General features: G+C 71.4%; 10 protein-coding genes and 1 pseudogene. 8 read left to right on the top strand and 3 right to left on the bottom strand.

The window, feature by feature from the left end:
- The first annotated feature begins 93 nt into the window (after positions 1-93).
- From ACIGXJ_RS17605 to hutH, 3 genes are all read left to right on the top strand, one after another.
- The gene (locus ACIGXJ_RS17605; protein ID WP_399645801.1) at positions 94-897 is read left to right on the top strand and encodes an enoyl-CoA hydratase/isomerase family protein; all 804 of its coding nucleotides are present in this window, start codon (positions 94-96) and stop codon (positions 895-897) included.
- A 77-nt stretch (positions 898-974) separates the two neighbouring features.
- Positions 975-2117: a diguanylate cyclase domain-containing protein gene (locus ACIGXJ_RS17600; protein WP_399645799.1), complete on the top strand. Its 1143-nt coding sequence runs from the start codon at positions 975-977 to the stop codon at positions 2115-2117.
- Positions 2118-2223: 106 nt separating this feature from the next.
- Complete coding sequence (gene hutH, locus ACIGXJ_RS17595) at positions 2224-3762, top strand: histidine ammonia-lyase (RefSeq protein WP_399646007.1); 1539 nt, start codon at positions 2224-2226, stop codon at positions 3760-3762.
- Between the two features lie 66 nt (positions 3763-3828).
- Here the strand turns inward: hutH and ACIGXJ_RS17590 are convergent, their stop codons facing one another.
- Together ACIGXJ_RS17590 and ACIGXJ_RS17585 are read right to left on the bottom strand one after the other, a co-directional pair.
- On the bottom strand, positions 3829-4644 hold the full coding sequence (locus ACIGXJ_RS17590) for a hypothetical protein (RefSeq protein ID WP_399645796.1): 816 nt from the start codon (positions 4642-4644) through the stop codon (positions 3829-3831).
- A 46-nt stretch (positions 4645-4690) separates the two neighbouring features.
- Positions 4691-5005: a hypothetical protein gene (locus tag ACIGXJ_RS17585; RefSeq protein WP_399645793.1), complete on the bottom strand. Its 315-nt coding sequence runs from the start codon at positions 5003-5005 to the stop codon at positions 4691-4693.
- A 188-nt stretch (positions 5006-5193) separates the two neighbouring features.
- On the opposite strand from ACIGXJ_RS17585, the gene ACIGXJ_RS17580 reads away from it, so the two are divergent.
- From ACIGXJ_RS17580 to ACIGXJ_RS17560, 5 genes and pseudogenes are all read left to right on the top strand, one after another.
- The gene (locus tag ACIGXJ_RS17580; RefSeq protein WP_399645790.1) at positions 5194-5589 is read left to right on the top strand and encodes a hypothetical protein; all 396 of its coding nucleotides are present in this window, start codon (positions 5194-5196) and stop codon (positions 5587-5589) included.
- A 190-nt stretch (positions 5590-5779) separates the two neighbouring features.
- Positions 5780-7042: an Ig-like domain-containing protein gene (locus tag ACIGXJ_RS17575; RefSeq protein WP_399645787.1), complete on the top strand. Its 1263-nt coding sequence runs from the start codon at positions 5780-5782 to the stop codon at positions 7040-7042.
- Between the two features lie 150 nt (positions 7043-7192).
- A pseudogene (locus tag ACIGXJ_RS17570) lies at positions 7193-7303 on the top strand (ABC transporter ATP-binding protein); the annotation flags it as partial.
- 173 nt (positions 7304-7476) lie between these two features.
- Positions 7477-10794 (top strand): S8 family peptidase, encoded by a 3318-nt coding sequence (locus ACIGXJ_RS17565; RefSeq protein WP_399645785.1) that lies wholly within the window; start codon positions 7477-7479, stop codon positions 10792-10794.
- A 119-nt stretch (positions 10795-10913) separates the two neighbouring features.
- On the top strand, positions 10914-11426 hold the full coding sequence (locus ACIGXJ_RS17560) for a hypothetical protein (RefSeq protein WP_399645783.1): 513 nt from the start codon (positions 10914-10916) through the stop codon (positions 11424-11426).
- A gap of 1 nt (position 11427) precedes the next feature.
- On the opposite strand, the gene ACIGXJ_RS17555 is transcribed toward ACIGXJ_RS17560, so the two are convergent.
- A complete protein-coding gene (locus ACIGXJ_RS17555; protein ID WP_399645781.1) occupies positions 11428-12366 on the bottom strand; it encodes a helix-turn-helix domain-containing protein in 939 nt (312 codons plus the stop codon).
- Between the last annotated feature and the right edge of the window lie 134 nt (positions 12367-12500).

The raw sequence follows: 12500 nt of genomic DNA, 5'->3' as shown, positions 1-12500 counted from the left end.
TCGGCACTGGACCGAGGGCCGCTCTTCCCCCGGAGGGGCCCGGCTGCGATGATCGGGTTGAGTGTTGTTAACCCGCGTTAACCGGAGGGTGTCATGAGCGAGGAGCGGTTCGGGGAGTTCGTGGCCGTGCGGCGGCACGGGGACGGGGGCCACGTGGCCGAGCTGGCCCTGGACCGGCCGAAGGCGATGAACGCCGTGTCGACGGAGATGGCCCGTTCCGTCGCCGGGGCGTGCGCGGCGCTGGGGGCGGACCGCGGCGTACGGGCCGTCGTGGTCACCTCCACCCATGAGCGCGCCTTCTGCGTCGGCGCCGACCTGAAGGAGCGCAACTCCTTCACCGACGCCGAGCTGGTGCGTCAGCGCCCGGTCGCCCGCGGCGCCTACACCGGCGTGCTGGAGCTGCCCGTGCCGACGATCGCCGCGGTGCACGGCTTCGCCCTCGGCGGCGGCTTCGAGCTGGCCCTGTCCTGCGATGTGATCGTGGCCGACCGCACGGCCGTGGTGGGCCTGCCCGAGGTCTCCGTCGGCGTCATCCCGGGCGGCGGCGGCACCCAGCTGCTGCCCCGCCGCGTCGGCGCCGCCCGCGCCGCCGAGCTGATCTTCACGGCCCGCCGCGTGGAGGCCGAGGAGGCCCGCGAGCTCCGCCTGATCGACGTCCTCGTCGACGAGGGCCGAGACCGCGAGGAGGCCCTCGCCCTCGCCGGCCGTATCGCCGCCAACTCCCCCGTGGGCCTGCGCGCCGCCAAGCGGGCCCTCCGCCTCGGCCACGGCCTCGACCTCCCCGCCGGGCTGGAGGTCGAGGACGCGGCGTGGAGGTCGGTGGCCTTCTCGGGGGACCGGGCGGAGGGGGTCAGGGCCTTCAACGAGAAGCGCAAGCCCCTGTGGCCGGGTGAGTGACGACCGGGACGGCGGAGACCCCACCTGTTCGCCACACAAACGCCCCACCCCACCCCAAATCTCCCTAACCTGGAGCAATGGGCGAGGACAAGCGACTCTCCGCGGTGGTCGCACTGGCGCAGGGCATGGCCGCGGTACACACTCCCCGCGAGTCCTGGCGCGCGGCGGCGCAGGGCGCCTGCCACGCGCTCGACGGCAGCTTCGCCGCGCTCTCGGTCTGGGAGCGCGAGCGGGGCCGTCTGAAGGTCCTGGTGAACGTGGGGGAGCGGGCCTTCGGCGAGGTGGAGTACCCGGAGGACGAGACCTACCCCGTCCACCAGTTCCCGGAGATCACCGAGTTCCTGCACGAGCGCTGGGCGGGGGGCGGTGGCCCCAACGCCTGGGTGGAGACCGCCGAGGGCCCCGCCGCGGGCCGCCCCGGCTACATCCACCAGCGCGTCGCGGCCCTGCGCCGCCGCGGCCGGGGCAGCTGCGTCGTCGCCCCGGTCGTGCTGCACGGACGGGCCTGGGGCGAGCTGTATGTCGCCCGGCCCGTCGGGGAGCCCGTGTTCGAACCGGCCGACGCGGAGTTCGCCACCGTGCTCGCCGCGGTCGTCGCGGCGGGCATCGCGCAGACCGAGCGCCTGGAGGAGGCCCGCCGGCTGGCGTTCACCGACGCGCTGACCGGTCTGGCCAACCGCCGGTGCGTCGACATGCGCCTGGACGAGGCGATCGAGCGCCATCGCGACCAGGGCGTGGTCGTCAGCCTCGTCGTCTGCGACCTGAACGGCCTCAAGCGGGTCAACGACACCCTCGGTCACGCCGTCGGCGACCGGCTGCTGGAACGCTTCGGCTCGGTTCTCTCCCTGTGCGGCGCGATGCTGCCCGGCGCGCTGGTCGCCCGGCTCGGCGGGGACGAGTTCTGCCTGCTGGCGGCCGGCCCGCCCGCGGACGACGTGGTCGAGGTCGCCGAGGAGGTGTGCCGCAGGGCCGCCGAGCTGGAGCTGGGCGAGGGCGTCGCCTGCGGGGTGGCGTCCACCGGGGACCCCATCGGGGCGGTCCGCTCGGCGCGGCGGCTGTTCCGGCTGGCCGACGCCGCCCAGTACCAGGCCAAGGCCGTACGGGCGCACAAGCCGGTGGTGGCCGGCCGCGAGGGCCCCGACGACCCCGTCGTGCGCCTCGCCGACGAGCCCGCGCACGAGACCGGGGCCGAGCGCCGCCGGTTCCGCGGCCGCCACTGACGTACGTCCACCGCGACGGCGTGGATGTGACGTATTCGGTAAGGGGCGAACCGGGGTCCCACTGGTGACATCTTCGTCTTCACTGCGTACGCTCCTGAATATGGATATGCACACTGTGGTGGTGGGGACGTCCGGCACGACCGCGTCCGACGTCCTCGCCGTGGCGCGCGGCGGCGCCCGGGTCGAGCTGTCTCAGGAGGCGGTGGCGGCACTCGCGGCGGCCCGCGAGATCGTGGACGCGCTGGCCGCCAAGCCCGACCCCGTCTACGGCGTGAGCACCGGCTTCGGCGCCCTGGCGACCCGGCACATCAGCCAGGAGCTGCGCACCCAGCTCCAGCGCAACATCGTCCGCTCGCACGCCGCCGGCATGGGCCCGCGCGTCGAGCGCGAGGTCGTGCGCGCGCTGATGTTCCTGCGGCTGAAGACCGTCTGCTCCGGCCACACCGGTGTCCGCCCCGAGGTCGCGCAGACCATGGCCGACCTGCTGAACGCCGGGATCACCCCGGTCGTGCACGAGTACGGCTCCCTCGGCTGCTCCGGCGACCTCGCCCCGCTCTCGCACTGCGCCCTGGCCCTGATGGGCGAGGGTGACGCCGAGGGCCCCGACGGGACCGTGCGGCCCGCCGCCGAGCTGCTCGCCGAGGCCGGCATCGCGCCCGTCGAGCTGCGCGAGAAGGAGGGCCTGGCCCTCCTCAACGGCACCGACGGCATGCTCGGCATGCTGATCATGGCCCTCGCCGACCTCGACACCCTCTACAAGAGCGCCGACATCACCGCGGCCCTCTCCCTGGAGGCGCTGCTCGGCACGGAGAAGGTCCTCGCCCCCGAGCTGCACGCCATCCGCCCGCACCCGGGCCAGGGCGACTCCGCCGCCAACATGCTGGCCGTGCTGCGGGGTTCCGGCCTCACCGGCCACCATCAGGACGACGCCCCGCGCGTGCAGGACGCCTACTCGGTGCGCTGCGCCCCGCAGGTCGCCGGCGCCGGCCGGGACACCATGGCCCACGCCCGGCTCGTCGCCGAGCGCGAGCTGGCCTCCGCCGTCGACAACCCGGTCGTGCTGCCCGACGGCCGCGTCGAGTCCAACGGCAACTTCCACGGCGCCCCGGTCGCCTACGTCCTGGACTTCCTCGCCATCGCCGCCGCCGACCTGGCGTCCATCGCCGAGCGGCGCACCGACCGGCTGCTCGACAAGAACCGCAGCCACGGCCTGCCGCCGTTCCTCGCGGACGACGCCGGCGTCGACTCCGGCCTGATGATCGCCCAGTACACGCAGGCCGCGCTGGTCAGCGAGCTGAAGCGGCTGGCCGTCCCGGCCTCGGCGGACTCCATCCCGTCCTCCGCCATGCAGGAGGACCACGTCTCCATGGGCTGGTCGGCCGCGCGCAAGCTGCGCACCGCCGTCGACAACCTCACCCGGGTCATCGCCGTCGAGCTGTACGCCGCCGCCCGCGCGGTCGAGCTGCGCGAGGGCCTCACCCCGGCCCCGGCGACCCGCGCGGTCGTCGACGCCGCCCGCGCGGCCGGTGTCGGCGGCCCCGGCCCGGACCGCTACCTCGCCCCCGACCTGGCCGCCGCGGACGCCTTCGTCCGCGACGGCTCGCTGGTCGCGGCCGCCGAGAAGGTCACCGGCCCGCTGCGCTAGGCAGCGACCGCGAAGGGCCCCGTCCGTGAGTCGGACGGGGCCCTTCGCGCAGGCGTACAGCCGGGGTTACTTCAGCTTGGCGCCCTGGGCGTTCACGACCGCCGCGGGGACCGTGTAGTCCTTGCCGGTCATCATCGCGCCGAGGTTCATCGTGAAGTACGAGGCGATGGTGTTGCCGTGCCGCACGACCTGGGCGTGGACGTCGGCCGTCTCGCCGGTGTCGGCGTCCATCTCGCCGGTCGCGGTGAAGGCCACGGCCTCGTCGCCGGTGGCGCCGACGGCCTTCGCCTCGGCGACCTTGTTGAACTTGCCCTCGTCGTCGGCGGAGGCGCCGTCCGTGGCGCTGAAGCCGCCGGCGCAGTCCTTGACCGCGTCGGAGACCGCCTTGAACGCGTCCGCGGCGCCCTCACCGTCGTACGAGGACAGCGCGACGACCGTCACGTCGACGCTCATCGCGTCCGCGAGGGCGTCCTCGGCCGCGCCGTCGGCCAGGTCGTCCAGCGACTTGGAGGCGGCGTCGGAGGGCTTCTTCTCCTGCGTGGCCATGGTGTTCGTCTCGGCCGGCGCGTCGGTGGGCGCCAGGCCGCTCATGACGTAGGCGAGCGGCAGGCACTTCTCGTCGCCCTTGAGCTTGCTCTTGTCGGTGCTGAGCTCCTTGTCGACCGGCTCGACCTTGTAGCCGGTCACATCGCCCTGGGCGATGATCAGCTTCTCCAGCTCGGCCTTGGTGTAGGTCTTCGCCTGCTCCGAGGAGCCGGCGTCCTTGCCGTCGCCGGAGCCGCCGTTGTCCGAGCCGTTGTCCGAGCAGCCGGTGAGGAGGGCCAGCGACAGCGCGCCCACCACAGCCGTGGCGCACAGACGCGCCCCCGTTGATCTGTTCATGAGCGGACTATGGGTGTTCGGTCAAAGACGCGTCAAGCTTGGGTATTTAGAACCCAAGTCGCTCTCTACGCACCGAATACGTCACGAATCCGGCGCCGACCGTGAGGAAGAGCGTGCCGCCCACGACGTAGGGCGTGCTGTCGAAGCTTCCGGTGTCGGCGAGTTCGGTGCCGCCGGACGAGTTCTGCAACGTCTCGGTGCTGGCCGCGACGGCCGCCCTGGCCTGGGTCGTCGTGGTCGTCGAGGGCTGCGCTCTCGCCGGGGAACCGTCCGTGGCGTTGGCGGACGGGACGAACCACAGGGCGCCCAGCAGGGTGGCCGCGGCGGTGGCGGTCAGCAACGGACGGCGAGCGGATGACACGGAATATCGATCCCCTTGTGGCGCTGGCGAATTGGCCGTGTGCGCCGATGCTAGGGCCTCTCCGCCGGATCAGGCCAGCCGTGCGAGGCGGCGCTTGTCCGCGCTGGTGGGCGCGGAGCTGGGGCGGCCCGCCGGTCGGGGGCGGGTCGCGGGAAAGCCCTGGGCGCGCGGAGCCGTACGCTCGCGGCATGAGCACTCCTGAGACCTCACGATTCGTACGGCTTCGCGTGGAACTCGTCCTGGAGGTGGACGACGTGGAGGCGGTGACCGGCGCCGCACTGGCCCGCATCGCCGAGAACGTCGCGGACGGCGCGATGCCCGACACCGAGCGCACCCACGCCGAGGGCGCTGTGACGGAGGACACGGCGGAGGCCCTCGCCTACCTCGTGGACCCGTTCGACCTGGTGGGCGACGTGCCCGGGGTCGAGCTGCAGCAGGCGTCCTGGAGCAGCGAGCTGATCGACTACGACCCCGATTCGCCGGACTGGGACCTCGACGAGGATGATGACGACGGCGACGACGGCGACGACGAAGCCGCCGACGAAGAAGGCGGAGAAGAAGGCGGAGAAGAGTCGGTCCGCTGAGCCGGATATGGGGAAATCGTGACCTCGGACGGCAACCGCCGTCCGGGGTTTCGTCGTCTCACGGACGGCAACCGCCGTCCGGCGACGTGGCGTGGCCCACACATACGGGACATGTGGAACGGGACGGGCCGGTCGTAGCGTTGAACGTTATTGGCGGGGAACTCTCCGGGTTTCCGGGGATTCGGCAACGATGGAGAAGCGTGTGATGACGAACAGTAAGCGGCGCAGGGGCCTGACGGTCGCGTCCGCACTGCTCGGCGGTGTACTGGTGCTCTCGGCCTGCTCCGGCGGCGACGAGGCCAAGGCCGACGGGGCCGAGGACACCTCGCAGGCCAAGGTCGACGAGGCGGCGGCCCAGAAGACCTCCGAGGCCCAGATCAAGATCACACCGGCGGACGGCTCGAACAACGCCTCCATCAACAACTCGGCCACCGTCACCGTGGGCAAGGGCACGCTCACCGAGGTGACGATGACCACCGCGGACGGCACCGCGGTCGCCGGTGAGATATCCGCCGACAAGACCAGCTGGAAGCCCACCGCCCAGCTGGAGCGCTCCACCACCTACAAGATCGCCGTGACCGCGCAGGACGCCGAGGGCCGTGAGGCCCACGAGAACGCCTCCTTCACCACGGTCTCGCCCGACAACAGCTTCATCGGTTCCTTCACGCCGGAGGACGGCTCGACCGTCGGCGTGGGCATGCCCGTGTCGATCAACTTCGACAAGGCGATCACCAACAAGGTGGACGTCCAGAAGGGCATCACCGTCACCTCCTCCAGCGGCCAGGAGGTCGTCGGCCACTGGTTCAACGCCAACCGCCTCGACTTCCGCCCCGAGGACTACTGGCAGGAGAACTCGACCATCACCCTGAAGCTGGCGCTCGACGGGGTCGAGGGCGCCGACGGCGTCATCGGCGTCCAGCAGAAGACGGTCACCTTCAAGATCGGCCGCAACCAGGTGTCGTACGTCGACGCCAACACCAAGCAGATGAAGGTCACGCAGGACGGCAAGGTCGTCAAGACCATCCCGATCTCCGCGGGCTCGCCCGACAACAAGACCTACGAAGGTCAGATGGTGATCTCCGAGAAGTTCAAGGAGACCCGGATGAACGGCGCCACGGTCGGCTTCACCGACGACGACGGCAAGGGCGAGTACGACATCAAGGACGTGCCGCACGCCATGCGCCTGACCACCTCGGGCACCTTCATCCACGGCAACTACTGGGGCGCCGACTCGGTGTTCGGCAACGTCAACACCAGCCACGGCTGCGTCGGCCTGAACGACACCAAGGGCGCCGACGACCCCAACACCGAGGCCGCGTGGTTCTACAACAACTCGATCATCGGTGACGTGGTCGTCGTGCAGAACACCGGCGACAAGACCGTCTCGCCGGACAACGGCCTCAACGGCTGGAACATGAGCTGGGCGGAGTGGAAGGCCGGCTCGGCCGTCTGACCCTCCCGCCGACGCCTCCCGCAGGCATCCCCGCTGCCGCCGCGCCCTCGGGCCCGGCGGCAGCGGCTTTTTGACGGGCGGTGCGCGCCGGGGCCGCCTGCCGGCCGAGACGTCCGGAGACCGGCGCCGGCGCGTCGCCCCAGCCGGAGCGGGCCGGCCTTCGTGACGGTCACGCACGACTCCGCGGTCGCCGAGCGCGCTCCACGCCTCGCGACGATCCGCAAGGGCGCCGTCTCGGTCACGGAACGCACGATGTCCTGAAAACGCTCCCTGTGCACGGGTTTTATGACCGAGTCGTGACGAAGTCGTGTTGAGGCGTCTGATCACCCCCCGGCATACTTCATCCTCCGGGGGGAGTACGCGCAGGTGTACGGGATGACCCCCGGCCGGGTGAACGGGGAAGTCGCCCGGCACTTCATCTCCCAGGGGGAGTCTTGCGCAGACAAGTGAAAAAGGTCGGCGCGGCCACAGTGGCCGGCGCCGCAGCCGTCGCCCTGGCCGCGGGTCTGACCAGCCCGGCCTCGGCCGAGGCCGGCACCCAGCACCATGACACCGCCGCCAAGCTGACGGACCGTCACCGCATCACCCTGATCACCGGCGACCGTGTCACGGTCGACGGCAAGGGCCGCATCCTCGGCCTGCAGCGCGCGGAAGGCCGCGAGAACATACCCGTCGCCGTCCGCAAGTTCGAGGGTCACACCCTGGTCATTCCGGCGGACGCGGCCCGTCTGGTCGCCGCCGGCAAGCTGGACCAGCGGTTGTTCGACATCACCGAGCTGAACAAGGCCACGACCCGCAAGTCCCAGAAGGACGGGCTGAAGGTCATCGTCGGCTACAAGGGAGCCGCCACGTCCGCCAAGGCGGACGTCCGGGACGCCGGCACCCTGCGCCGCACCCTGCGCACCCTGAACGCCGACGCCGTCCAGGCGGACCAGGCCGACACGCCCGAGCTGTGGGACGCGGTCACCGACGGCGACAGGACGGCCGCCGGTATCGCGCACGTCTGGCTCGACGGTGTCCGCAAGGTCACCCTCGACACCTCCACCACGCAGATCGGCGCCCCCACCGCGTGGGCGGCCGGCTACACCGGCAAGGGTGTCAAGATCGCCGTCCTGGACACCGGTGTGGACGCCACCCACCCGGACCTGAAGACCCAGGTGACGGCGTCGAAGAACTTCACCCCCGCCGCCGACGCCTCCGACAAGTTCGGCCACGGCACGCACGTCGCGTCCATCGCGGCGGGCACCGGCGCCAAGTCGGGCGGCAAGTACAAGGGCGTGGCCCCGGGCGCGACCATCCTCAACGGCAAGGTGCTGGACGACACCGGCTCCGGTGACGACTCCGGCATCCTCGCCGGCATGGAGTGGGCGGCCGCCGAGGGCGCCGACGTCGTCAACCTCAGCCTGGGCGGCCCGGACGGACCCGGTGTCGACCCGCTGGAGGCGGCCGTCGACAAGCTGTCCGCGGAGAAGGGCATCCTCTTCGCGATCGCGGCCGGCAACTCCGGCCCCGAGAGCGTCGGTTCGCCGGGCAGCGCGGACGCCGCGCTCACCGTCGGCGCCGTGGACTCCGGCGACAAGCTCGCCCCGTTCTCCTCGACCGGCCCGCGCGTCGGCGACGGCGCGATCAAGCCGGACGTCACCGCCCCGGGCGTGGACATCACCGCCGCGTCCGCCAAGGGCAGCGTCATCGAGCAGGAGGTCGGCGAGAGCCCGGCCGGGTACCTGACCATCTCGGGCACCTCGATGGCCACCCCGCATGTCGCGGGCGCCGCCGCGATCCTGAAGCAGCAGCACCCGGACTGGACGTACGCCGAGATCAAGGGCGCCCTGACCGCCTCCACCAAGGGCGGCAACTACACGGCGTTCGAGCAGGGCGCGGGCCGCATCCAGATCGACAAGGCCCTCAAGCAGACCGTGATCGCCGAGCCGGTCTCGGTGAGCTTCGGCACCCAGCAGTGGCCGCACACCGACGACACTCCGGTCAACAAGCCGCTGACGTACCGCAACCTCGGTGACACGGACGTCACGCTGACCCTCAAGGCCAGCGCCAAGAACCCGCAGGGCCTCGCCGCCCCGGCCGGCTTCTTCAAGCTGGGCGCCACCACGGTGACCGTCCCGGCGCACGGCAAGGCATCCGTCGACGTCACCGTCGACACCCGCCTCGGCGGCACGGTCGACGGCGCGTACTCCGCCTACGTCACCGCGACCGGCGGCGGCCAGAGCGTGCGCACGGCCGCCGCGGTCAACCGCGAGGTCGAGTCGTACGACCTGACCGTCAAGCACATCGGCAAGGACGGCCAGCCGTCGGGCCAGTACAGCACCGCCCTGTTCGGCTACTCCGGCCTCGCCAACGGCCGTCTGGTGGACGTCCCGCTGGACAACAGCGGTGTCACCACCATCCGTGTCCCGCGCGGCACGTACGGCGTGGACGGCTGGATCGTGAAGGACCTCAACTCCTTCGAGGGCGGCGTCGACTGGCTCGTCCAGCCGAAGCTGAGCGTCACCCGGAACACCACGCTGACGCTCGACGCCCGTACGACGAAGGCGGCCGACATCACGGTGCCCGACACCGCGGCCAAGCCGCTGTCGGCGACCATCAACTACTCCTACGAGGCCGGCGGCTTCGGCGTCGGCGTCCTGGCGTCCTCCTTCGCCGACCTGCGCATGGCCCATGTGGGCCCGACCGTCACCGGTGTCTCCCAGACCTGGAACGGCCAGTTCACCAAGGGCACGGCCACCGAGTGGGACGTGGCGCTGTCCTCGTCCAACCTCACCAGGGTCGTGGGCGACAAGGTCAAGCACTTCAAGGCGAGTGAGCTCGCGACCCTGAGGAACGTCCTGGCCTCGGCCACCTCGGGCAAGACCGGCGCGCTCACCGTCTACGGCCTGCTCCCGGACGACTTCGTGATGGGCCTCGCGGTCCAGCAGAAGCTGCCCGGCACCCGCACGGTCCACGTGTCCACCGCGAACGGTGTCGCCTGGGGCCTGGACTTCGAGCAGTTCGGCGGCGCCAGGGACGCCGACGGCTTCCCGATCGCCGAGGCGTTCTACACCTCGGACGGCGTGAAGGTCTACCAGGCCGGCAAGACGTACGCGACCACCTTCAACAAGCCGGTCTTCGGCCCGCGCATCACGGCCGAGTACGGCCTGTACCGCAACGGCAACAAGATCGGCGGCCTGCTGCCGCTGTACGCCGACTCCGCCGGTCACCCGGGCACGTCGGACTTCACCTCGGTGGCCACCACCCTCTACCGCAACGGCGTCAAGGTCGCCTCGCACGACGACCCGCTGCTCGGTGAGAAGGAGTTCACGGTCCCGTCCACGGACGCCGAGTACCGTCTGACCACCTCGGTCAAGCGCAGCGTCCGCGTCGCCGCCGCCTCCACGCGGATCGACGCCAGCTGGACCTTCCGCTCCAAGAAGCCGACGACCACCGACGACGTGGCGCTGCCCGCGTCCACCGCGGTCTTCGGTGCCAAGACCGGCGCGGACGGCCGTGTCGCGGCCGGCGCGACGCAGACCCTCCCGGTCACCGTCCTCGGTGCGGCGCGGGGTACCAACCTCAAGTCGCTCTACGTGTACGTGTCGTACGACTACGGCCAGACCTGGCGGAAGGTCACCGTGACGAACGGCAAGATCACCGTGAAGAACCCGGCGGCGGGCAAGGGTGTCTCCTTCCACGCCAAGATCACGGACAAGAAGAACAACAAGTCGACGGTGTCGATCTACAACGCCTACTACGGCAAGTGACGCACCTGCGGCCCGGTGAGCCGGCCTCGGCTCGCTGATCCGTCCTCGGCTCGCTGATCCATGAGTGGACCGCCCCCGGAAGCTCGGCTTCCGGGGGCGGTTCGTGTTTGTGTGCCTGTATGACCGCTGCTGTCACCGCCATGATCACCGCCGTCGTCGGTGTCCTCGGCACCCTCTTCGCGCCCGTCCTCAGCCAGCGGCTGACCGACCGGCGGCGTGCCGAGGAGGCGGCCGTCGCCGCGCAGGAACGGCGACTCGCCGAACGGCGGGAGGCGTACACCGCGATGAACCGCTCCTCCCGGCAGTTCCACACCCTGCTCAAGGACGCCCTGCACCGCCTCCGGGACGGTGTCTTCGGCGAGCCGGACCGCGATCACCTGGAGGAGGTGCGCCGGGAGTACCGCGACCGGTACGCCGAGGCGCAGATGATCGTGCCCGAGCGGATCCTGGAGGCTTCCCGGTCCGTCAACGAGGTCCTCGCCGGGGGCGACGCGGCCGTCAAGCGCCTGGACCGGGGCCTGGCCCGGGAGGGCGAGAACCCCGACACCGCCCTGCTCGCGCTGAAGGAGGCCGAGCCACGGCTGTCGGCGATGCGGCGGCTGATGCGGGAGGACCTGGGCGTGGCGGACTGACTCAGCCCTGCACGCCGCTGTCCTGCCCGGCGCGGGTCGCGTCCGTGCCCCAGCTCGCCAGCAGCCGGAGCACCTCCGCCGAGGGGGTGCCCGGGTCGGCGTGGTAGGTCACCAGGACCTGGTCGGCGTCGTCGGCGAGGCGGAAGGACTCGAAGCGCAGGGACAGTTCGCCCACCAGCGGATGGCGCAGCAGCTTCACCCCGTGGCTCTTCTCCTTCACGTCATGCGTGGCCCACAGCCGCCGGAACTCCTCGCTCTTCACCGACAGCTCGCCCACCAGCGCCGACAGCCGCGGGTCGTCCGGATAGCAGCCGGCGTCCATCCGCAGATGGCACACGATGTCGATCGCCTTCTGCTCCCAGTCCTGGAACAGGTCGTGATACTCGGGCTTCATGAACACGAGCCGCGCCCAGTTGCGGTCCGTGGCCGGCAGCTCCGCCCAGTCCCCGAACAGCGCGGCCGCCATCCGGTTCCACGCCAGGATGTCCGAGCGCCGCCCGACGACGTACGCCGGGACCGCGTCCATGGTGTCCAGCAGCTGCCGCAGCGCGGGCCGCACCTGCTGGGTGCGCGTGGCCGGCTTCTTCTTGTGCTGCTTGGGGTTGGCCAGGTGCGTCAGATGCGCGTGCTCGGCGTCGGTCAGCCGGAGCGCGCGGGCGATGGCGTCCAGCACCTCCGTGGAGACGTTGCGGCCGTTGCCCTGCTCCAGGCGCGTGTAGTACGCCACCGACACCCCGGCCAGCTGGGCCAGCTCCTCGCGCCGCAGCCCCGGCACCCTGCGCTGCCTGCCGAACTCCGGCAGTCCCACGTCCTGCGGCTTGAGCCGGGCGCGCCGGGTGCGCAGGAACTCGCTGAGCTCGGCTCTGCGGTCCAGGGCGGCGCCGGACTCGGACTCGGGCCCCGACGCACGCACGGGCTCGGATGCGGGCTGTACTTCCATGTGTTCCAGTATTCCCGGACGTACGCCCGGGAGCCTGACCTTGCCAGTGGTAGGCACGGTGTGCGTAGGCACAGCCGTGGCCTGGGTGGACGCTCCGCTTTCGGGCAGGCTGGTCGTCGTGCCCGGTGGAAAGG

This window comes from Streptomyces sp. NPDC053367 (assembly GCF_044545925.1).
Lineage (GTDB): Bacteria > Actinomycetota > Actinomycetes > Streptomycetales > Streptomycetaceae > Streptomyces.
Note: the sequence above shows the minus strand (reverse complement) of the source record. Positions and strands in the feature narration are given on the sequence as shown.

Bases quoted from the DNA above. Each gene is read 5' to 3' on its own strand.
- ACIGXJ_RS17555 (WP_399645781.1), bottom strand. From the start codon at position 12,366: ATGGAAGTACAGCCCGCATCCGAGCCCGTGCGTGCGTCGGGGCCCGAG.
- ACIGXJ_RS17600 (WP_399645799.1), top strand. From the start codon at position 975: ATGGGCGAGGACAAGCGACTCTCCGCGGTGGTCGCACTGGCGCAGGGC.
- ACIGXJ_RS17580 (WP_399645790.1), top strand. From the start codon at position 5,194: ATGAGCACTCCTGAGACCTCACGATTCGTACGGCTTCGCGTGGAACTC.
- ACIGXJ_RS17605 (WP_399645801.1), top strand. From the start codon at position 94: ATGAGCGAGGAGCGGTTCGGGGAGTTCGTGGCCGTGCGGCGGCACGGG.
- ACIGXJ_RS17575 (WP_399645787.1), top strand. From the start codon at position 5,780: ATGGAGAAGCGTGTGATGACGAACAGTAAGCGGCGCAGGGGCCTGACG.
- hutH (WP_399646007.1), top strand. From the start codon at position 2,224: ATGCACACTGTGGTGGTGGGGACGTCCGGCACGACCGCGTCCGACGTC.
- ACIGXJ_RS17590 (WP_399645796.1), bottom strand. From the start codon at position 4,644: ATGAACAGATCAACGGGGGCGCGTCTGTGCGCCACGGCTGTGGTGGGC.
- ACIGXJ_RS17560 (WP_399645783.1), top strand. From the start codon at position 10,914: ATGACCGCTGCTGTCACCGCCATGATCACCGCCGTCGTCGGTGTCCTC.